The sequence below is a fragment of the Lutimaribacter saemankumensis genome, from assembly GCF_900100005.1.
GTDB lineage: Bacteria > Pseudomonadota > Alphaproteobacteria > Rhodobacterales > Rhodobacteraceae > Lutimaribacter > Lutimaribacter saemankumensis.
The window spans coordinates 25,845-46,694 of sequence record NZ_FNEB01000001.1 but is presented as its reverse complement, the minus strand read 5'-3'; the positions used below and the strand labels follow the sequence as shown (position 1 = coordinate 46,694).

The following is a 20,850-nucleotide window of genomic DNA, read 5'->3' as shown; positions in this document are numbered from 1 at the left end:
CGTATCATGCACTATCGTTCGCGCCGGACAAGACAGCGAAAGCTGCGTTGCCGCCTTTGAGTTCGGCATCGCCGGGCCTGCGCAAGGCGTGGATGTCCGGGCCTGGACCGTCGGTCCCTACCCTCTGCAATAGTCCACGGGATCGGGAGTTGCGTTCCATGGCGGCACGAACCCTTGCCCGATCAGCCCGACGCCGTGTCCGATGCGGGATGCGCCTGGCTGCTCTTGCGGCGGTCGATGTGCGGGCCCGCGGGTATAACGCATGGACCGGAAGATCGCGGTCGCCATGGGGTCGAATCCGACCAGCGGAACGTGGCCGGCACTGCCGCAATACCGTTCGCTTAAATGCACCTCGACGAAATCAATCGGTGCCTGCCCGCTATCGACATAATCGAAGCAGAAAACCGTGCGTCCGCGCAGGGTAAAGGGTCTCCCGTCCTGACCTTCGACACCGGTATCGGTGGCCGTCCAGGCGTGCCCCCCGCAAAAGCTGGCGACCGGCAACTCGGCAGGTGAAAGCCGCCGGATCGAAACGCCCGAAATGCGGTCTGAATTGCCGCGCAAAAGGCTCTGGGACTGATAGGCAATCCCAAGCTCGGTCAATTGCGCCAACTCCATACGCTTTTCGTCGGGTGTGGGCTCGGGCCGCACGTCACCGTCCGGCCGCCAATTCAGCGCGAAACTGCGCGCCACGGCGAACACGACCGTGTGCAGCGGGTCGACAACGGTCGCATGATAAACCCCTGCCCCCGTGAACACGTCGGAATGCAACGCGGCGGGTATCTCGATCTCCCACGCGCCGGCGGCAACGATATTGCGGTCTTGTCCCGGCTCCCAGATGCCGGCGCTTGCCAGTCTGAGATCTGCCCGCGCCGGTTGGCTCATCGACAAGGATGCGATGAACAGGAGTGAAAGGATGCGTTTCATTTCCACCTCCCCCTTGCCTCGCGAAGTAACCGATCCGCATGGCTTGTGCCGCGTTCCCGGGCCTGGTGCCGGGCATTCCTGCGACCGGACCGGCAGCAGCGTTCAGGACCACGCAATGCTAGACGGAACAGGTCCATTTGCCTTGATTTGCATCAAGTGCCCTGCAGGTGCTCTTCCTTGCGACGTTCGGTCGGCAGTGATTCACCCGGACAGCGGTTTCAAGCCTGCACCGCAACGAAGGCCGCGACACCCAGACCGAGGCCGGCGGCAAGACCGAGAAAGCGCCGGCGCATGCGCCTGTCGAGGCGCGACGCGCCTTCGGAATAGTCGAAACGTTCGTACATTATCCGGTCGGCAGGCAACCCGAGGTCGATCAGATCGTCCGCAACGGCCGTCACCATCGGCCCCGGGCCGCAGATCATCGCGACCGTTTGCTTCGGGTTAAGCCCGCGCAGCAGGTCAGAAAGCCTGGCCCGGTCGAGCAGCCCGATTTCACTCGTCCAGTCAGTTGCATCGGTCTCGCTCAACAGCAGGGTCGTAAGGTCGAGTTTCGATGCGGCTGCGCCGATTTCGTCAAGACAGGCAAAGTTCCGGGGCATCCCGGCTGCATAGGCCAACCGGACGGGTCGGCTGTGCCCCCGCGCCACGAGGTCACGCAGAATCCCCATGACCGGCGCAATCCCGACGCCCCCGGCAATCAGCAGCACGGCATCCCCTCCGCGCCCTTTCAAAGTGAAATTGCCATATGGGCCGTCGATTCCGATGGGAGTTCCTTTCGCAAGCGTCCCGATGCGGTTCGTGAAATCGCCGGCCTCCTTGACGATCAGGCTCAGACCCTGGCGCGCGGGGCTGTCGGCGATGGAAAACGGATGGTCGAACAACGGAAAGCGCCTTGTACCTTCTGTCAGCCAGACAAACTGGCCGGCCCGGTAGACAAGTGGCCGGGTGCCCGGCACCGGTTGGATATCAAGTTCCCACAACCGGTCGGCAACCTTCGTGACCGAGGCAAGGCGCCACTGACGCGTATGCAGCCGCGCCCAGCGCCACCCGTAAAGGATAAGAACCACACCGGCGACCAACGCCCCCATCACCCACCAGAAACCGGACAGGGAGGCCGACGCACTGAAACGGCCGACCGTCAAGGCGTGATGCAGCCCCGCACCGGTCGCAACGAGTGCCAGCACGATATGCGTCGCGCGCCAAAGTTCGTAGGGCAGTGGCAGGTGCCTGTGGAGCGCCGCGACGGACACGAGAAGACCCAGCGCAAACAGCGCGATCACACCGCTACGATAATGCGGCAACGTGTAATAGGCCCAAAGCCGTTCGATCGCCAACGCGGGATCGGCAATATAGGTGGGCACGATGTAGATCACCGGATGGATCAGCGCGACCAGAAAGACCCACCATGCGGCCGTCTTGTGGAAGGCCATGACGCGATCGATCCCCAACCCACCGGATATGATCTGGAATCGCCCGGACGTCACGAACTGCGCCGTCATCGCAGCAAGCCCGACAAGACCAAGCCCCGCGGCAGCCATGCCCCAGGCAACCATCGGAGCAACGCTTTGCAAATAGGCCAGCACCAGCGGCGCAAGGCAAACGGCAAGATAGAGGCCCGCAACGGCGACCGGGGGCAGATGTGGCGACGGCCTTGCACCCCGTGCTCCCTGATCGGTCCCGATATCTGGCATGTGGCCACTCCTTCGCTTGCCCATGCGAGTCAGCCTCGTGCCGCGCCGGGCGTCCTTGATCTCGATTAAGGATTTCAATCGAATCTGCGGGATAATTTCGGGGATCACGGACAGGAGAGACCGCCATGAGGTCAGCCGCTACCCTCTTTCATCTGATGTCAGCCGCGCTGTTGGTCGTCGCATCGCCCGTGTCTGCAGAAGAATTCAACCTGTCCGCTGTAACCGAAGCCTGGCTTTCCGGGCCGCATGGCGATTACCAGTCGCCTTCGTTCACGCATTGGAACACCGAAGGGAAAGTTCCCGAGGCATGCGCGGCCTGCCACTCTGAAACGGGGATGCTGGATTGGCTGGGCGCCGACGGGACCGCCCCCCTTTCCGTCGAGCATCCAGGTACCATCAACACCGTTATTGGCTGTGCCTCGTGCCACGTGTCCGAGGCAACCGTGCTCGATGCCGTGCCGTTTCCGTCCGGGGTTACCATCGGTGGGCTTGGCAGTTCGGCCACCTGCACCGTCTGCCACCAGGGGCGCGCGTCGACAGATGCAGTGCGTTCGGCCACGAATGGCACCGAAATGGACACGGTGAACCCCGATCTCGGGTTTATCAATGTCCATTACGGTATCGCGGCGGCGGTTATGCATGGCGCCGAAGCACGTGGCGGGTTTCAATATCCGGGCCGCAATTACGCCGGGCGTTTCTCTCATGTCCCGAGCGCGGGAACATGCGTTGCTTGCCACGATCCGCACACGACCCGGGTGGAAACCGAGAGCTGCATGGCCTGCCACCAGGGAACATCCGATATCCGGCAGATCCGCACGCGCCACGCCGATTTCGATGGGGACGGATCGACCAGTTCAGGCATTCGGAGCGAAATTCAAGGCTTGCACGCCCTTTTGGGTAAAGCCATCGCTGTCTATGCGCATGAGATTGTCGGGCAACCTATCGGATACTCCGCCGTCAGCTATCCGTATTTCTTCAATGACAGCGATGGTGACGGACAGATCGCGGCGGAGGAAGCGGGTTTTCCAAACCGATACGTGACCTGGACGCCCCGGCTGCTGATGGCGGCCTATAACTACCAGGTGGTTGCCAAGGATGGCGGCGCTTGGGTGCACAATCCGGGCTACACGATTCAATTGCTCCACGACAGCATCGAAAGCCTTGCCGAGCGCGCGGATATCGAAACCGGGCGGCTGAAACGGCCGTGAAGCCGCAAATCTGCGCGTTCAATTATGCCCGGTTCAGCAACCTTGCCTGCGAAACCCGGAATGGGTCGACGGTTTTCGGCCGTCTTCAGAAGTTGACCTGATCCCCGCCCTTGAGCGCCAGCATTTCGCGCGCCTCGTCCGGGGTGGCGACCTCCAGCCCAAGACCTTCGACCAGACGGCGGGCCTTTTCGACCTGCTGCGCGTTCGAGGATGCAAGTTCGCCGCGCGCGATCCATATGCTGTCTTCCAGACCGACCCGGATATTGCCCCCCATGGACAAAGCCTGCGTGGCGACGCGGAACTGATCCTTGCCTGCGCCCAGCACCGACCACCGGAAATCCTTGCCGAACAGACGGTCGGCGGTGCGCTTCATGTGCATAACGTCTTCGGGGTGCGTGCCGATGCCGCCCAGCAGGCCGAAAACCGATTGAATGAAGAATGGCGGCTTTACCAAACCCCGATCCGCGAAATGCGCGAGGTTGTAGAGATGCGAGATGTCGTAGCACTCGAACTCGAACCGGGTGCCGTTGCCGTAACAGGTTTCCAGAACATACTCGATATCCTGGAACGAATTGCGGAAGACGAGATCGCGCGAACCTTCGAGGTGATCCCTTTCCCAGTCGTGCTTGAACTCCTTGTATTTCGCAAGAAGCGGGAAGAAACCGAAATTCATCGACCCCATGTTCAGCGATGCGACCTCGGGCTGGTATTTCGCGGCCGGTGCGGCACGTTCCGCGACAGTCATGTAGGGCGAGCCACCGGTGGTGATGTTCACGACGGCATTCGTCGCCTGTTTGATCCTCGGCAGGAAAGGCGCGAAGGCTTCGGGGGATTGATCGGGCTTTCCGGTCAGCGGATCACGGGCATGCAGGTGAATGATCGCGGCCCCGGCCTCGGCCGCCCCGATCGCCGCTGCCGCGATCTCATCCGCCGTGATCGGCAGATAAGGCGTCATCGAAGGCGTGTGAATGGCCCCGGTGACTGCGCATGTGATGATGACCTTGTCACTTCCCGGCATATCCAAATCCCCCCTGCACGGTATTCTATCCGACCGTAACCCGGACATTCTGTTCTAGAAACCTGGCTTCATCCGGGGTTTCCATGAAAGGAACATCGGCTGCGTCCCGGCCCACGGCGATCATTGCGATCTCGTCCGGGCGGCACATCCCGGTAGGATCGACCATATGCCACGCGTTTTCCAGCCACACCTGAACCACGGCGTGAAAATCCGGCGGGTCGACCGACAGCCCATAGCCCGAAACATACCGCGCCGGAATATGGGACGCGCGCGCCAATGCGCACAGCAGGTGCGCATAATCACGGCATACGCCTCTCTGCGCGGCAAACGTTTCCATCGCGGTTGTCTCAGCCGTGGAATGGAAAGGGTCATAGGTCATGCCGGCCTCTATCCATTCAAGAATAGCAGCGATCTTTGCGCCACCCGTCAGATGGCCAAAGTGATCAGCCGCGAAACGTTCCAGCAGATCGGACTGGCAATAGCGCGATGGGCGCAGGAACGTGACCAGTTCGGATGACAATTCGGTCACATCCGCCTGCGAAAGGCCAGACAGGGATGTCGGGTTTCTCGTTACGCTGACGGTCGCGCGGTAGTTAAGGCGCATTGTCTTTTCGCGAAGGCTTATCCAGCTTCGCCGCCCCACGCCCCATTCGCCTTCGAGGGACGAAACCTCGGCATCTGCGATATGAAGATGATCTTCGAGGACGTTCTGCCCATCTGTCCTTGCTGCCTCCAAGGCAAGCAGCGCCGTTCTCTGCGCTCCGAGCAGATAGGCGAGTGAGACATGGATATCGAGCTTCATCGGCGTCGCTGCTTTCCCGGTTGTTCCCTCATGATTGGCCACGGTTTGGCGAAATGGGGTTCTCGTGCATTATGGGCGCGCAATGCAAGGGAGGAAGACCCCGAACCTTGAACAAATTGACATCCGGGAGCAACGAAAATGCCAAAAGGTTATCTTATCGCTCATATTCGCGTTCACGACAAAGACGCATTCGAAGAGTTCAAGCAGCTTTCCGGCGCTGCGATCAAAGCGCATAACGGAAAGGTTCTGGTCAGGAACCCGTCCCCCGATCATCGCGAAGGAGGCGCGGAGGGGCTCGCGATCGTCATCGAATTCGAAAGCATCGATACAGCGCGCGCGTTCTACGAGTCCGAGGCGTATTCGCTGGCACGGTCTGTGAGGGAAAAGATATCGGACACCGACCTGATCCTTGTCGAAGGGCTCTGATCTGCGGCGCCAAGGCGCTGATTTCGCGAAACACCGTTCAACGGGCACTCAGGCCCTGTCCAGCCACGAGAACAACCATTCGTTTGCCTCTGACGCATCCCCTTCGACAAGGGCGATGCGAATGTACTCTTTGAAAAGCTTGGCCAGACGGGCACTGTCCGCGATGATCTGTCGGAAATCGTCTTCGTGGTAAACGTAAATGTCGTCGAAGTTCTCGGTTTCGACGCCATCGATTGTCGGCTTGCAAAGCAGCAATGCGTCGGGCAGCGCCTCTGAATGGGCCCAAGACCAATCGACAAGCCGGTCCCGCCTTAGTTTGGATTTCCGCGTGACATTCAACAGCTTCATGAAGTTGAGCAACCGCTTACCCGGAATGGCATCTTTCGCGGCCGCCAAGAGAAGAGAGCTTTGCGCGTCGATCCCCTTGAGCGCCATGAAGGACGCGGCGGCGCGGTGGTCGTTTCCCTTCAACAGGAACGCATAGAGATGGACCATGGATTGTTCGACACGCTGCCATGACGCAACGGCCTCAAGCGCCTGCATGGCGAGTTCGGGGTTCTGTGCCAGCGGCCTTTCGTAGGTGTTGATGTCATCCGGCTGGATGTCGGTCAGCGCGCAGTAATGCGACAACGTTCGTGGCATTACGCGTGTGTCCGTGGCAGTTTTTCCAAAGATCCAAGTTTCACCACGGGTTGGAGACGCATCTTGGTTCGCCCCTCAGATGCGCGCCCACCATCCAGAGTATCGGTCTTGCGCCGTTTGATCGCCTCGAGCGCGGCAAGCCGCCGCTTTCGAGCCAAGGCGAGATAATAGGATTCCGGTTCAAATCTGGTCCGGACCACAGCGATATAATCCGTTTTCATAATGCCAGCTTTCAAAAAATTCCGCACGTTACAGTTTGCGGCAAAAATATGGCACACAGAAAGGGCAAAACTCAAAACGGACTGTTTCTGCAATTGCAAAGGCCAGGCTGAAGTCATGAGCGAAAAATCACGCCAGAACAGACACTTGTTCAATTGCTCCGCTTTTCCAACGTGGAAATAGCCTGCAATCTAGATGTGTATCGAGGGGAAATCCCTCGCTCTGGCATTCTGAACGGCCGCATTTTGCGGCGGAAATGTGGCGGCGGAGGGAACGTCAGATACGATGCTTTTTCACCGCAGCAGTGTCGGCCCTGACCGCAGGTCGCCCGGGAAGCGAAAACAGGCTTCCGCGAATGCGAAAGCCTGCAATTTCGGTCAGTTCCTGCGCACTCTTGTTTCAGTGCCTACTCAAAGCCACGCTCACCAGGAGTTATAGGCCAGGTATTTGCCCGACATTTCGATTTTAACCCGGTCGCCCTTGGGGTGCGGGACGCGCACAACCTGCATGTCGAAATCGATCGCCGACATGATGCCCGTGCCGAATTTCTCTTCGATCAGGGCCTTGATGGTCGGCCCGTAGACGCCCACGATCTCGTACAGGCGATAGATGCAGGGATCGGTCGGCACGCTTTGTTCCCACACCTTGGTGGGCGGCTCTTCGAGAACGCTCACCGCTTCCTGGGGCAGCCCCATCACGGAAACCAGCGCCTCCGCCTTGTCCTTGGGAAAGCCGTTCATGCCCATGCATGCCGAGTGGGTCCAGACCGGCGACATGCCGATGCGCTCGGCGATTTCTTCCCATGTCAGCCCGGCCTGTTTCTTGGCCGAGAGTATCATCATCGTCACGTCGTCCTTGGTCATCATCGATGGAACCTCGAAGTTGTCTTTCATTGTGCTTCTCCTTTTCGGGTCTTGGCCGTAATCGCCGGCGTTGGTGTGTGTCACGCACCGCTTTGGCTGCGCGCCATCATTCGTTGACAGCGCGCAGCCGCGGGCTGGTTTCCGGGTTCTCGACCGCTTCGGCGTCGGTATGGTCGATCCTGACGGTGTCCGGGCGCAGTTCGGTGCTGTCGGATTTCTGGCCGGCAAGCTCTTTGGAACGCTGCCCAAGGAACTGCACCAGGTGGTTGCGGATCGCATAGTAATTGGGATGTTCCACGATCTCGGTTCGGCTGCGCGGGCGGGGAATGGTGATCTCGACCGACTCGGCCACGCGGGCGAAGGGGCCATTCGTCATCAGCAGGATCCGATCCGCGAGCAGAATGGCCTCGTCGATGTCGTGGGTGATCATGAACACCGTCTGGCCGGTTCCGCTCCAGATTTTCAGAAGCTCGTCCTGGATGGTGCCGCGCGTCAACGCGTCCAGCGCCCCGAACGGTTCGTCGAGCAGCAAAAGCTTGGGGTGATTGGCAAACGCACGGGCGATCGAAACGCGCTGGCGCATACCCCCTGAAAGCTGGCTTGGCTTGCGATAGACGACATCGCCCTCGAGACCGACCATGGCCAGATACTGCCGCGCGTGTTCCTCGACCTTGGCCTTGGACCAGCCGGGTTCACGCGCCTTCACGCCGAAAGTCACGTTCTTCAACGCAGACAGCCAGGGCAGGAGCGAGTAGTTCTGGAACACGACGCCCCGGTCCAGCGACGGGCCCGAAACCTCGTAGCCGTCCATCTTGACCACGCCCGATGTCGGTTCCGCAAGGCCGGCGAGGATGTTCATGATCGTCGACTTGCCGCAGCCGGAATGGCCGAGGATGCAGACGAACTCTCCTTTCTCGATGCCGAAGGTCGCGTTTTCGAAAACGGTCAGGGTGCCCCCCTGCCCGTCGGGGAATTTCTGGGTCAGTCTTTCGATGCTGAGAAACGGTTTGGACATGACGCTACTCCCTTATTCCGCGTAGGCGACGGCGCGCTGCAGGAACCCGAAGGCCGAGTCCAGCAGCATGCCCACCACACCAATCATGAGGATGGAGAAGATCACCGATGTCAGGTCGAGGTTGTTCCACTCGTTCCAGACGTAGTATCCGATCCCGGTTCCCCCGACGAGCATCTCGGCCGCCACGATCACCAGCCAGGCGATCCCGATCGAAATCCGCATACCGGTGATGATCGTCGGCGCGGCGGCCGGCAAAATGACGGTAAAGGCGGTGCGGAATGCCCCCAGTTCATGAGTGCGCGCCACATTAACCCAGTCCTGCCGGACGCCTGCGACCCCGAATGCGGTGTTGATCAGCATCGGCCAGATGGAACAGATGAAGATGACGAAAATCGCCGAAGCCTCGCTGTCCTGGATCACGAACAGCGCAAGCGGCATCCAAGCAAGCGGGGAAATCGGCCGCAGAACCTGGATGAACGGATTGAACGCCTTGTAGGCGACCTGGCTCATCCCGATCAGGAACCCCAGGGGGATGGCAACCAAGGCGGCCATGAAATACCCCGTAAGAACCCGGTAGATCGAATATCCGATCTGGATGCCGATCCCCTTGTCATTCGGACCGGCGTCATAGAACGGGTTCGACAGTTGCTCCCAGGCCTTGGTCAAGACGTCACTGGGCGGCGGAACGCCGGCCTTGGGCGCGCCCCCACCTGTGAGGCGCTCGTATTCGGTGAGCTCTCCAGCCGCCTTCTGGGCGGGGATGGCGGCCTCCCATATCAGGAGGCCCACCACCAGCATCGCCACGGATAAAAGCGCAGCACGTTGGTTGACTGTAAGATTGTCGAACATCGGTCAACCCCGGCCGATTGCAAAGCTGGAGACATATCCCTCGGGGTCGGCCGGATCGAAGGTCTTGCCCATGATCGTGTGCGACTTGTAGGTGACATCCGGCGCGTCATAGCCAAGATCGTTCATGACCTTCTTGGCATCGGCGGCAAGATAGACCTGCTCGGCCACTGCCTTGTAATCGACGTCGCCTTCGATATAGCCCCAACGCTTCATCTGGGTCAGGATCCAGACCCCCATCGAATGCCAGGGGAACGGATCGAAATCGATCCGGTCGGGCACGCGCTGCACGTTACCCAGACCGTCGGCATAGGTGCCCGTCAGAACCTGCTCGATCACGGGCACGGGCTGGTTGAGGTAGTTGGTCGGCGCAATCGCTTCGGAGATTTCCTTGCGATTGTCGGGGTTCGACGCGTATTGCGTGGCGTCGATGATCGATTTCAAAAGCGCGCCATAAGTGTTGGGCAGCTCTTCGGCAAAGGACAGCGGCGCGGCGAATGCACAGCAGGGGTGCCCTTCCCAGATGTCCTTCGTCAATGTGTGGATAAACCCGATGCCTTCCCAGACAGCACGCTGATTGAACGGGTCGGGCGAAAGATAGCCGTCAAGGTTCCCGGCGCGCAGGTTGGCGACCATCTCGGGCGGCGGAACCACGCGGATCTGGATGTCTACGTCGGGGTCGAGGCCATATTCCGCAACATAATAGCGCAGCAGGAAGTTGTGCATCGAGTATTCGAACGGCACGCCGAAGGTAAAGCCCTTCCACTGTGCCGGGTCGCGCTTGTCGAGATGCTCGTTCGACAGAACGATCGCCTGTCCGTTGATGTTTTCGACTGCCGGCATGATGTAGGGCGTCGCGACAGAACCCGCGCCAAGCGTCATCGCCAGCGGCATGGGCGTCAGCATGTGGCTGGCGTCGTATTCACCCGACAGCGATTTGTCGCGCGCCACGGCCCATCCGGCTGTCTTGATGACCTGGGCGTTCAAGCCGTAGCGTTCGTAAAAGCCCATCGGCTGCGCCATGATGATCGGCGTTGCGCAGGTGATCGGTACAAACCCGATGTTCAGGTCGGTTTTCTCGGGCGGGCCAAGCTCGTCGAGTATGGCGGCTTTGGCCTTGTCCAGCGGAAAGACCGACGCAAGAGCAGCGGCAAAGGTCGTCCCCCCAAGCATCCCCATGAAAGAACGGCGGCTGACATCGTTCTGACCGAACATGGAGCGCACCACCGCACTTTCGACTGCGCGTTCCAGCATCTGCTCGGACGACATCTCTGCCGGCTCTGCGTGGTTCTTGTCATGACCGTGACCGGCAAGGCAGCTATCACAACCACAATCCGCCCCGTGGCGCAGATCGGTTTTTTCAGAGAACGGATTTCCCAGGGTTTTGATCGTCATCGGCTTTCCTTTCGAGGTTTCTTGCCCTCATCGTTCCAAGGAAACGCCTGCCTGGAAAGTGGCGACCAAATTTTAGGCAGCTTTAAAAAATATTTATAAATCAGATTATTACGCTATGATTTGAAAGTAAAAATTTTACGATTTTTCGTGATTTACGAAATTTCGTTAGGGCCTGGTCGGAAACCTTTCTAAGCTTGCCTTCATGCCACAGACGATCGAACAGATTGATTCCTTTCTCGCGGCATTGCCCGAGCCTGCCCTTGTTCTTGACACAGCAACCGATCAGGTCGTTGCCTGGAACTGCGGGGCGGCCGCTCTCTTGTCGGGTGCGCCCGATACGCCGGCGCCTGTGCGGTTTTCGGATTTCGCAGGCACGTCATTGCCGCGCTTCATCGTGTTCATGGAAGAGGTCGATCATCGCGGCGAAAGCTGGACACGCGATGTGGCTCTGTTTTCGACCGACAAGCGAGAGCTTCGTTGCGAAATTCGCGCCCGGCCGCTGCCGGACCCACCGGCGCGGGTATTGCTGCTGCTGACGGACCTGGACGATTTCGAAAAGCGCACGGCGCTTGTTGAAACCGCGCAGATGTATCGCAGCGGCCTGACGGAGTGGAAACGCGCTGAACGCTTCTTTGCCGAGCTTGAGCGCGAAAACCAGCTGATCCTGAACGCGGCTGGCGAAGGAATTTATGGCGTCAACGCCGAGGGAAAAACGACCTTCGTCAATCGCGCGGCCCGCGAGATGCTGGGATGGACGGCCGAAGACCTTCTGGGCCGAAACATTCACGGGCTCATTCACCACCATCACCTGAACGGCGACATCTACCCGGCCCACGAATGCAAGATTTACCAGTCGTTCAGGTTCGAAAAGATCAACCGCATCGACGACGAGGTGTTTTGGCGCAAGGACGGCAAGCCCATCCGCGTCGAATATGTCTCGACCCCGATCTACGATCAGCAGGTGCTGGTCGGCGCCGTGGTGATTTTCCGCGACATTTCCGAACGAAAGGAAAACGAACGAAAACTGCACGAGGCGCTGCAGGAGGTGGCCTCGCTCCGCGACCAGCTCGAACAAGAGAACGCCTATCTGCAAGAGGCCATCACATCCGAGCGGGCACACCACGACATTGTCGGCACATCCGCCGCGATCAAGCAGATCCGCAGCCGGATCGACCTTGTGGCGCCGACCGACGCAACCGTTCTTGTCACCGGCGAAACCGGTACCGGAAAAGCGCTGGTTGCCAATGCCATTCACAAGGCCAGCCCGCGATCGCGCAGGGCCATGATCACGTTCAAATGCGGCGCCGTTTCGGCCGAGGAAGTGGAAGCCGAACTGTTCGGACAGGTGCGCGGAGCATATCCCGGATCGACCCGCGACAAGCCGGGCAAACTGGAACTGGCGCATGGCGGCACGCTTTTTCTGGATGACGTGTCGGAACTACCGCTCGAAACGCAGGGACGGCTGCTCCAGACGCTTCAGACCGGCACCGTTACGCGACTTGGCGACACACGCGCCAAGGCGCTTGACCTTCATGTGATCGCGGCAATGACCGACAGCCCGGAACGCACGGTCAAATCGGGCAAGCTGCGCGAGGATCTGCTTTTCTTTCTCAATGTCTTTCCGATCGCCTGCGCGCCGCTGAGAGAGCGCACCGAAGACATTCCCCTGCTTGCGTCGCATCTGCTTGATATCACCTGCCGTCGGCTGAACCTTACCCGCCCCACCATCACCGAGCGCGCAGTGCAGCAGATGATGGACTACCCCTGGCCAGGGAATGTCCGCGAATTGCGCAACGTCGTGGAACGTGCCGCGATCGTGTCGGGCGGCGGCAAGATCATTCTTGAACTCGGCACCGCGCAACCGGGGGCGCGACGGGCCGCAATGCCCATCCGATCAGAGGCCGAAATGGAAACCATGATCCGCGACAACCTTATAAGCTGTCTGCGCGAAACCGGGGGCAAGGTGTCCGGCCCGGGCGGCGCAGCCGATCTTTTGGGGATCAGGCCGACCACGCTATATTCACGGATACGCCGCTTCGGGATCGACGAAAGCGAATGGAAAGACACGGCGGGGTTGGAAGCCGGCATCTGAAGTATTCCGCGCTTTCTTTGGTGGTTGCTTATCTTCCATCGACACCGGGAAGGACAAGAAGAAGGCACGTTTTACCGCTCGCAGACTCCTGCTAGGCTCTCTGAAAGATGGGCCCGCCGCCTACAAAGACGCCACCAGCCAAAGAGGACGCAAACTTGCATCATTTCTCCTTGCTTGACCTTTCCCCTGTCGCGGAAGGCCAGACCGCCAACGATGCACTGCGCAACACGATCGACCTGGCGCGCCATGCCGAGGCAAACGGGTATCACCGTTACTGGCTGGCCGAGCATCACAACATGCCCGGCATCGCAAGCGCCGCAACCTCGGTCGTCATCGGAGCGGTCGCCGCGGCGACCCGGACCATCCGCGTCGGCGCCGGAGGCATAATGCTGCCGAACCATTCGCCGCTTGTCATTGCCGAACAGTTCGGCACGCTTGCAACGCTCTATCCGGGGCGTATCGATCTGGGGCTTGGGCGCGCGCCGGGCACGGACGGCGCAACCGCCTATGCGCTAAGACGCAACAAGGAGGCCAATGACAACTTTCCACAGGATGTCGTTGAACTGCTGGGCTATTTCGACGAGGCGGCGGATGACGCGCCTATTCGTGCCATCCCCGGCCAGGGCACCCATGTTCCGGTCTGGATACTCGGCTCCAGCCTGTATGGTGCGCAGCTTGCGGCATATCTTGGGCTTCCTTACGCGTTCGCATCGCATTTCGCCCCCCAGATGCTGGAGGAGGCTATCGCAATCTACAGATCGACATTCCAGCCGTCCAAATGGTTGGCAAGGCCCTATTTCATGATGGCTGCCGGGGTTTGCGCGGCGGAAACGGACGAAGAGGCATGGTACCTGCGGTCCTCGCAAATCCTGTCTTTCGCGCGCCTGCGGACGGGCCGTCCCGGCAAGCTGCCGTACCCCGTCTCGGATCTTTCGTCGGAAATTCCCGGGCCAGTGATGGCACAGGTGCAGCAGGCGCTTGCCTGCTCGGCAACAGGCAGCGCCAGCACGATAGAACGCGAGCTTGCGGGCCTCGTGGAACGTTACAAACCCGACGAATTGATCGTGACGGGCATGATCCACGACCATGCTGCGCGCATCAGATCCTTTGCAATCGCGGCCGAGGTGCTGCAGGGCTTCGTGGCGGCATCGAACCTTCAAACCGGAACCCGATGAGCCAAGGGGGCTCAAGTCGCCCTTGGCCCTCAGTAAAAGCCGATTTCGCGAATATCGATCAAGGCCTCGTGGTCCCGGCCAAAAGCGACAACCGCGACTGATTTCAGGCCGGCCGGTCTGGGCGTCGGGCGAAGCAGGCGGCCGGATGCCTTGAAGCTGTCGAATGGCAGGCGGATTTCCGTCCACTCACCTGTCACCGCAAAACCCGCCTGATAATACTGCCACGGCAGCATGGTGCCGCCCGTGCGCAGATGCACGAAGTATCTCTGGTCATTGCCGCGCGCGACAAGTCGTACACCGCTGGAGCCTTTGGGCGCGGGGTGGGTCAGGTCCATCCGCATCTGGATGAAACCGCCATTATTGGCTGTACTGACCTCGCCGGTCATGCGGGCGTAGGTCTGACCCGTCTCGCCAAGGAAAACCACCTGCCCGGACGACGCGCCGCCCATCACACCATCGGTGAAAAAACGCCAACGGGTTTCCGGCTGCATGTCGAAGGTTTCGATCATCATATCGTCGGCCTTTGCCGCCATGGGAATGCCAAGCAACTGGCCCGACAAAAGCGCAAAAGCAAGGAAAGCCCGTATGCGTCCCGCAAGTGATTTTCCGGCCATCGCATCCTCCGATCATATCTGCGCATCGATCATGTCCCTTGCCGCTCGTTCCCCTGCAGCCAAAGCGCCTTCGATAAGGCCGGGGCTGATCTCGGACGTTTCCGACACGGCAAAACGCACACGCCCATCGAGAAAGGACTGCCTCAGAACTTCCGGTCCGACATCGGGATGGTGCGCCGGACCCGAAATGTCGAGATCGGTCGCAATGTGTCGATCGGTCGACCAGTCCTGCACCACCAGAGCCTTCGGCGCGGCGGCGGCAGGACCGAAACACCTGACCAGCTGCGCAAGGATGGCCTGTCTTAGCGTTTCGGGGTCATTCTGCCGCTGGTCCGTCGGCAATCCAACGAAGCCGAATATCGCAGCGGGCGCACCATCCGGCCCTGAATGATCATGCGCCTCGACCAGCGGGCCTGTGCGGCTGGCGATACGCCCCGAAAGCCCGTGCTCTCTCCAGAATGGCCGATCGTATATGGCAACCGCCTTGGCGTGCGAACTCATCCATGTCGGCGTCCGCTTCATCACGTCCAGCAGCGCAGGCGGCGCCCACGGCATGTCAAGCGTTTCGGCCGCCACGCGAAGCGGGATACACAGGACGACCTGCCCGGCCCGCACCACATCGCCTGAGGCAAGCCGGACGGCGATCTGCCTGGGACCGTCAGGGGCAATGCCGGCGACAGGCGCCGATCTGCGTATCCTCGATGGATCAAGTCTTTGATACATCGCATCGACGAACGCAGTCGGTCCACCCACGATGCGCACCATCCCGTCCTGGCCGGGCAAAGGTTGCCGGATGGGTCCGGGCCCGTATCCTTCGATCACGGCATCGCCATCGTTGAATTGCTGGAAAGTCTGCAGTTGCAGCCGCTCGATCCATTTCCGGGCGACGGGCTGATATTTGGGCCAGACCCAGGTCGGGCCCAGATCGGCAAGGGGCGCATTGGTTTCGGGGTCACGATGGGCGCGGATGCGACCACCGATCCCGGCGCCTGCTTCAATCAGCAGGACATCGGCGCCCGCCTCACGAAGGACAGTGGCCGCCGTCAGCCCCGATAAGCCTGCCCCGATGACCACTATGTCCAAAGCCGTCCCCCTCATTTCCGTGCCGCCCTGTTCGGCCGTTGGAATAGCAGGCCCGCCCCCCGGTTGGAATCCGCACCGCTTTCCGAAACCCTGTCGATTGGCAGCGGGCTTGACGGATTGCCCAGCGCTTTGTGTCGATTGTGTGTGTCACCGAAGGGTGGTTTCTGCATATGCTGGAAATGAAACCCGCAAAGAGGATGTAAAGGGATGGACCCACTCAAGCTGCCTTTCGACGCCGACGACATGCTGTCCGGGCTGCGCCCGTGGATCGAATGCGAAAGCCCAACGCACGACGCCGCGGCGGTGGACCGGATGATGGACCTCGCCGCCCATGACCTGGCCCAGATGGCCGAGATCGAGCGCATCCCCGGCAGGATGGGTTTTGGTGGGTCTTTGCGTGCGCGCTTTCCCCACCCAAGGCAGGGCGCGCCGGGTATCCTGATCCTCGGCCACATGGATACGGTCCACCCCGTTGGCACGCTGTCCAAGCTGCCTTTCCGGCGCGAGGGCGATATCTGCTTTGGCCCCGGCATCATGGACATGAAAGGCGGCAACTACGCCGCCGTCGAGGCACTGCGGCAGTTGCAGCGCGCCGGTCTGGAAACGCCGCTGCCCGTGACGGTTCTGTTCACGCCCGACGAAGAGGTTGGCACCCCGTCGACCCGTGAGTTGATCGAGGCCGAAGCCGCGCGCCACAAATACGTGCTTGTGCCCGAGCCCGCGCGCGACGATGGTGGCGCTGTCATTGGACGCTATGCGATCGCGCGCTTCAACCTGATCGCCGAAGGGCAGCCCAGCCATGCTGGTGCGCGCCTGTCCGAGGGGCGCAGCGCGATTGCCATGATGGCGCGGAAGCTTCTGGAAATCGAAGCGATGACGGGCGAGGATTGCACCTTTTCCGTAGGTGTCATCCGTGGCGGGGAATGGGTGAATTGCGTGTCATCGCTGTGCAAGGCCGAAGCGTTGAGCATGGCCAAGACGCAGGAAGACCTTGACCGCGGCGTCGCGCGGATGATGGCGTTGGCCGGCGACGAAAACGGCGTCGAGTTCCGCATCACACGCGGCGTCACGCGTCCGGTCTGGGCACCCGATCAGTCCGGCACGATGGCGATGTATGACATTGCCAAGGATATCGCGCGCGATCTCGGGTTCGACCTGACAGCGGGCAGTGCCGGCGGCGGCTCGGACGGCAATTTCACCGGCGCCATGGGTATCCCGACGCTCGACTCACTGGGGGTGCGCGGCAAGGGCCTGCATACTTTGACCGAACATATCGAAGTGGCGAGCCTTGCTGAAAGGGGACGGCTGCTGGCGGCGCTGATGATGCGGCTTGGCGGCCAGGGCTGAATTTGCGTGCAGGATGATCCGCAGGCCGGCTTGCGCGCCGTTTTCGATGCGCCCCCCCTGCGGGTGGCAATTTCCGCTTCAGGAACTTGCCGAGACCGCCTGCACCGCGATTGCAAGCGCGTAGATACATAGCAGCACGACGCTTTCCAGCCCTATGCTGCCGGGGCCCTTCTTCTGACGGAAGATAAGGCCCAGCATCAGGATCGTCGTCATCAGCATCCCGGTCGCGAGCCAGAACAGATCCTGAGGTCCGACCGCATGATAGATCGAGCCATCCCGATACCCGATGTCAGAGATGGTCAGAAACAAAGTATCGAACGTGTTGCCGCCGATAATGCCGCCTATGGCGAGTTGAAGTGCGCCGCGACGGATGGCGGCAATCGTCGTGACGAGTTCGGGCAACGAGGTGATGACCGCCGTGACAAGCGCACCGACAAGCGACGCCGATATTTCCAGCCGGTCGACAAGTTGCGCGCCGACCTGGCTGATGACCCAGCCCGCCGCGCCCAGAACCGCCATCAGAAACAGGAACCCGAGGATCAGCCAGCGTGCAGGATTGTCCGGCGTGTCACCGTCTTCGGGTTCGTCGGCGCGGGTCTCATCGGTTTGTACCGGATGCCACATCGGTTTTTCGCGGATGCGGGCGGTCGCGGCGACACCGAAGGCATAGACGACAACCAACAGGAACGAAGCGGGATGAACCCCGAAAACCGCAATTTCGGGCGCGGTGACAGCCGCAATCGGGATCGCAAGAAGCACCAGAAGCACACCACATTGAAAAACGTTGGCAAGCTCTGCCGCCGCATGTTCCAGATTGGCGCGGCGATAGACGATATCGGCAATGGCAAGGAAAGCGGTCTGCGCCGCGATGCCACCAATGCCGTTCGAAAAGGCAAGCGATGCCCGCCCGTCCAAGGCCGCCGTGAAGGATACGGCCGTACCGGAAAACGAGGTCGCAGCTCCGAGCAGCACACCGCCGACCACCGCTTCCCCAAGGCCCGTGCGGTCTGCGATCCTATCGGCGAGAGCTGTCATTTGCAGACCAACGACCAGAATGACCATTGCCGCGCCACCGCCGAGCAAAAGGAGGATGGCAAGTGCGAGTTCGTCGAACATGCCACCAGAACGACATCTTCGGAGCGTCGCGTAAAGAAGAAATGCGGGCCGTCGCCTATTGGATCGGAAAGGCTTGGTGACGCGCATGGAACGGCGGTGATTACCGTCTTTCGGTGTGATCGGTTGGCCGCCCTGCCCTGAATGCGCCACCGGAATGGACAGACGGCAATCGGCGTGAACGCGCCGTAACCCCTGCCCGGATTTGATCCGCGGTTCCCGGGTTGTTACGGTGCGTGCATGAGCGACTCGAGGCCCATGGTGCGTGCATGAGCGACTCGAGGCCCATAACGGGCATTGGCGCCCTCGCCGACAGTTCTGCGGCGCTTGAAGCCTTTGTGCAATTCTTCGCGAATGTTCCCGGCATTGCCATCGCGATGGCACATTCGGTAACGCGAAAATTCCGCGACGATAATCACAGCATCGGTCTGCGACACGCTTTCCAATCTACGACCAGACACACGACGCCCGCGCCACGCACGAAGGCGTTCGGGCCGGAAAGGCACGGAAAGAAAAACACATAGCGAACGCTGGTCGGCACAGCCCGACAGCGTCTTGAAGGGTGGAACGGTCCAAGGGCCGGTCTGCCGGCACGGGTATTTTTCAAAGGTAACGCGTAGCCCGTTTTCAAAGACCTTTTTCATTTACTGGGAGGAGAACCGAAAGATGAAACATGACGAAAGCAATGCGAACGAGGAGCTTCCTCAAGACATGAAACGCCGCGGCTTTCTTGGCATCAGCGGACTTGGGCTAGCGGGGGGCGTTCTGGGTGTTGGACTGCCTCTCCAGATGACGGCGACGCGCTCGCTGGCGCAGGGCGGCGCCCTCGACGGCAAGGATGGGCTGGATTTGCTGAACGACAGACCTGTCAATGCGCAAACGCCCGCACATCTGCTGGACGACGCGATCACGCCGAAGGCGCGGCACTTCGTGCGCAACAACGGGATCGTTCCCGACGACACATCCGCCGAAGGCTGGATGCTGACGGTCGACGGCCTAGTCGACCAACCGATGAAAATGAGCATCGACGATCTTCGTGACCAGTTCGAGGTGGTGACTATGGCGCTGACGTTGGAGTGCGGCGGCAACGGCCGCGGGTTCTTCGATCCGCCGGCGTCGGGCAACCAATGGACATATGGCGCCGTCGCCTGCTCCGAATGGACGGGTGTCATGTTGCGTGACGTGCTGGAGGCAGCCGGCGTACAGGACAGCGTGGTTTATACCGGCCATTACGGGGCTGATGCGCATCTTTCGGGCGACCCCGAGAAATCGCCACTTTCACGCGGCCTGCCGATTGAAAAGGCGATGACCGACAATGTGCTGATCGCCTTCGAGATGAACGGCGAACCCTTGCATCGGCTGAATGGCGCACCTCTGCGGCTGGTCGTTCCGGGGTGGCCGGGTTCGTGTTCGCAGAAATGGCTCACGCGGATCGAACTGCTGGACCACAAGCATGACGGTACCAAGATGGCCGCGCCGTCTTACAGCGTGCCAAGTTACCCGGTCGCGCCCGGAACCGATGTCCCGCTTGAAGATTTCGAAACCATCCACGCGATGCCGGTGAAGTCGTTGATCACGCATCCGCAGGACGGGGCCGATGTCGGCTCGGAATTCGAGGTGCGCGGCCACGCATGGGCCGGAGATCGTACCGTGCAGAAAATGGAGGTTTCCTCAGACTACGGGGAAAGCTGGCAGCGGGCCGAACTGGACGACCCGGTCAATGCAGGGGCATGGCAGAATTGGCGCACGACCGTATCGTTGCCGCAGTCCGGGTATTTCGAGATCTGGGCCCGCGCGACGGACAGCGAAGGAGTGATGCAACCCTTTGCGATCAAGTGGAATCCCAAGGGATATCTCAACAACTCATTCCACAAGGTCGCCGTTCAGGCCAAGGTGGCGTGATCGACATGCGTTGGAAAACAAGGATTTTGGTGGCGGCCCTGGCCGCCGCCTTCCCGTTTGCCGTCACCGCCGCCGAAGATGGGCATGACGACACCGAAGCCGCGGCGGATGTCGGGGATGTTGGCGCGCTCTACCCCGCCAAAGGGGCTGACATAACGTATTCCTACTGTGCAGGCTGCCATTCGGAAATGCTTGTGGCGCAGCAAGGGCAGACCCGAAAGGGTTGGAACGACTTGCTGAAATGGATGGTCGAAAAACAGGGAATGCAGCCGATCCCGGACGACGATCGCGAGAAAATCCTCGATTACCTGTCCGAACACTACAACACCGACCGGCCCCATTTCCCTAGATAGGCGCCGCGAACGGGTGACATTCGGGCAAGCGATCAAAGCGTCATGCCCGGTCCAACCTGCGCGGCAATTATCCGCTAACCTGCCTTGGCCTGCGCGGGTTGGATGGAACTTTCCACTGC

The 20,850-nt window shown here is 60.6% G+C and carries 21 protein-coding genes; 7 read left to right on the top strand and 14 right to left on the bottom strand.

Going from position 1 to position 20,850, the window contains the following annotated elements; genetic code table 11:
• Window positions 1–117: 117 nt before the first annotated feature.
• A complete protein-coding gene (locus BLT50_RS00230; RefSeq protein ID WP_090025250.1) occupies window positions 118–927 on the bottom strand; it encodes a hypothetical protein in 810 nt (269 codons plus the stop codon).
• 218 nt (window positions 928–1,145) lie between these two features.
• The gene (locus BLT50_RS00225; RefSeq protein WP_090025248.1) at window positions 1,146–2,618 is read right to left on the bottom strand and encodes a ferredoxin reductase family protein; all 1,473 of its coding nucleotides are present in this window, start codon (window positions 2,616–2,618) and stop codon (window positions 1,146–1,148) included.
• 125 nt (window positions 2,619–2,743) lie between these two features.
• On the opposite strand from BLT50_RS00225, the gene BLT50_RS00220 reads away from it, so the two are divergent.
• A complete protein-coding gene (locus tag BLT50_RS00220; RefSeq protein WP_090025245.1) occupies window positions 2,744–3,826 on the top strand; it encodes a polyheme membrane-associated cytochrome C in 1,083 nt (360 codons plus the stop codon).
• Window positions 3,827–3,911: 85 nt separating this feature from the next.
• Here the strand turns inward: BLT50_RS00220 and kce are convergent, their stop codons facing one another.
• Window positions 3,912–4,844 carry a 3,5-dioxohexanoate:acetyl-CoA acetone transferase gene (gene kce / locus BLT50_RS00215; protein WP_090025243.1) on the bottom strand — a complete coding sequence of 311 codons (933 nt, stop codon included), beginning with the start codon at window positions 4,842–4,844 and terminating at the stop codon, window positions 3,912–3,914.
• Between the two features lie 25 nt (window positions 4,845–4,869).
• On the bottom strand, window positions 4,870–5,646 hold the full coding sequence (locus BLT50_RS00210; RefSeq protein ID WP_090025241.1) for a transglutaminase-like domain-containing protein: 777 nt from the start codon (window positions 5,644–5,646) through the stop codon (window positions 4,870–4,872).
• Window positions 5,647–5,784: 138 nt separating this feature from the next.
• On the opposite strand from BLT50_RS00210, the gene BLT50_RS00205 reads away from it, so the two are divergent.
• Entirely contained in the window at window positions 5,785–6,072 is a 288-nt protein-coding gene (locus BLT50_RS00205) for a DUF1330 domain-containing protein (protein WP_090025238.1), read from the top strand.
• Window positions 6,073–6,120: 48 nt separating this feature from the next.
• Here BLT50_RS00205 and BLT50_RS00200 read toward each other — a convergent pair whose 3' ends face one another.
• From BLT50_RS00200 to BLT50_RS00175, 6 genes are all read right to left on the bottom strand, one after another.
• The gene (locus tag BLT50_RS00200) at window positions 6,121–6,714 is read right to left on the bottom strand and encodes a hypothetical protein (RefSeq protein ID WP_090025236.1); all 594 of its coding nucleotides are present in this window, start codon (window positions 6,712–6,714) and stop codon (window positions 6,121–6,123) included.
• Complete coding sequence (locus BLT50_RS00195) at window positions 6,714–7,052, bottom strand: hypothetical protein (RefSeq protein ID WP_139170444.1); 339 nt, start codon at window positions 7,050–7,052, stop codon at window positions 6,714–6,716. The genes BLT50_RS00200 and BLT50_RS00195 overlap by 1 nt, the downstream gene beginning before the upstream one ends.
• A 303-nt stretch (window positions 7,053–7,355) precedes the next feature.
• The gene (gene cynS, locus BLT50_RS00190; protein ID WP_245723239.1) at window positions 7,356–7,826 is read right to left on the bottom strand and encodes a cyanase; all 471 of its coding nucleotides are present in this window, start codon (window positions 7,824–7,826) and stop codon (window positions 7,356–7,358) included.
• Between the two features lie 76 nt (window positions 7,827–7,902).
• The gene (locus BLT50_RS00185; RefSeq protein ID WP_090025233.1) at window positions 7,903–8,811 is read right to left on the bottom strand and encodes an ABC transporter ATP-binding protein; all 909 of its coding nucleotides are present in this window, start codon (window positions 8,809–8,811) and stop codon (window positions 7,903–7,905) included.
• Window positions 8,812–8,823: 12 nt separating this feature from the next.
• Window positions 8,824–9,660 carry a nitrate ABC transporter permease gene (gene ntrB, locus BLT50_RS00180; RefSeq protein WP_090025228.1) on the bottom strand — a complete coding sequence of 279 codons (837 nt, stop codon included), beginning with the start codon at window positions 9,658–9,660 and terminating at the stop codon, window positions 8,824–8,826.
• Window positions 9,661–9,663: 3 nt separating this feature from the next.
• Window positions 9,664–11,052, bottom strand: coding sequence for a CmpA/NrtA family ABC transporter substrate-binding protein (locus BLT50_RS00175; protein ID WP_090025224.1), 1,389 nt, complete (start codon window positions 11,050–11,052; stop codon window positions 9,664–9,666).
• Between the two features lie 202 nt (window positions 11,053–11,254).
• Here BLT50_RS00175 and BLT50_RS00170 point away from each other — a divergent pair, with 202 nt between their 5' ends.
• Both BLT50_RS00170 and BLT50_RS00165 read left to right on the top strand, forming a co-directional pair.
• Entirely contained in the window at window positions 11,255–13,144 is a 1,890-nt protein-coding gene (locus tag BLT50_RS00170; RefSeq protein ID WP_090025221.1) for a sigma 54-interacting transcriptional regulator, read from the top strand.
• Between the two features lie 107 nt (window positions 13,145–13,251).
• Window positions 13,252–14,319 carry an LLM class flavin-dependent oxidoreductase gene (locus tag BLT50_RS00165; RefSeq protein ID WP_425433916.1) on the top strand — a complete coding sequence of 356 codons (1,068 nt, stop codon included), beginning with the start codon at window positions 13,252–13,254 and terminating at the stop codon, window positions 14,317–14,319.
• Between the two features lie 29 nt (window positions 14,320–14,348).
• Here the strand turns inward: BLT50_RS00165 and BLT50_RS00160 are convergent, their stop codons facing one another.
• Together BLT50_RS00160 and BLT50_RS00155 are read right to left on the bottom strand one after the other, a co-directional pair.
• Window positions 14,349–14,933 (bottom strand): CIA30 family protein, encoded by a 585-nt coding sequence (locus BLT50_RS00160; protein WP_090025218.1) that lies wholly within the window; start codon window positions 14,931–14,933, stop codon window positions 14,349–14,351.
• A gap of 12 nt (window positions 14,934–14,945) precedes the next feature.
• Window positions 14,946–16,007, bottom strand: coding sequence for a flavin monoamine oxidase family protein (locus BLT50_RS00155; protein WP_245723276.1), 1,062 nt, complete (start codon window positions 16,005–16,007; stop codon window positions 14,946–14,948).
• A gap of 216 nt (window positions 16,008–16,223) precedes the next feature.
• Between BLT50_RS00155 and BLT50_RS00150 the strand changes: the two genes are divergently transcribed.
• Window positions 16,224–17,363 carry a M20/M25/M40 family metallo-hydrolase gene (locus tag BLT50_RS00150; protein WP_090025213.1) on the top strand — a complete coding sequence of 380 codons (1,140 nt, stop codon included), beginning with the start codon at window positions 16,224–16,226 and terminating at the stop codon, window positions 17,361–17,363.
• A 78-nt stretch (window positions 17,364–17,441) separates the two neighbouring features.
• Here the strand turns inward: BLT50_RS00150 and BLT50_RS00145 are convergent, their stop codons facing one another.
• Window positions 17,442–18,479: a sodium:calcium antiporter gene (locus BLT50_RS00145; protein ID WP_090025210.1), complete on the bottom strand. Its 1,038-nt coding sequence runs from the start codon at window positions 18,477–18,479 to the stop codon at window positions 17,442–17,444.
• A 224-nt stretch (window positions 18,480–18,703) separates the two neighbouring features.
• Window positions 18,704–19,120, bottom strand: coding sequence for a hypothetical protein (locus BLT50_RS18915; protein WP_139170443.1), 417 nt, complete (start codon window positions 19,118–19,120; stop codon window positions 18,704–18,706).
• A 22-nt stretch (window positions 19,121–19,142) separates the two neighbouring features.
• On the opposite strand from BLT50_RS18915, the gene BLT50_RS00140 reads away from it, so the two are divergent.
• Both BLT50_RS00140 and BLT50_RS00135 read left to right on the top strand, forming a co-directional pair.
• Window positions 19,143–20,378, top strand: a complete 1,236-nt coding sequence (locus BLT50_RS00140; RefSeq protein WP_090025207.1) for a sulfite oxidase — start codon at window positions 19,143–19,145, stop codon at window positions 20,376–20,378.
• 5 nt (window positions 20,379–20,383) lie between these two features.
• On the top strand, window positions 20,384–20,731 hold the full coding sequence (locus BLT50_RS00135; RefSeq protein ID WP_139170442.1) for an aldehyde dehydrogenase: 348 nt from the start codon (window positions 20,384–20,386) through the stop codon (window positions 20,729–20,731).
• Window positions 20,732–20,850 lie beyond the last annotated feature (119 nt).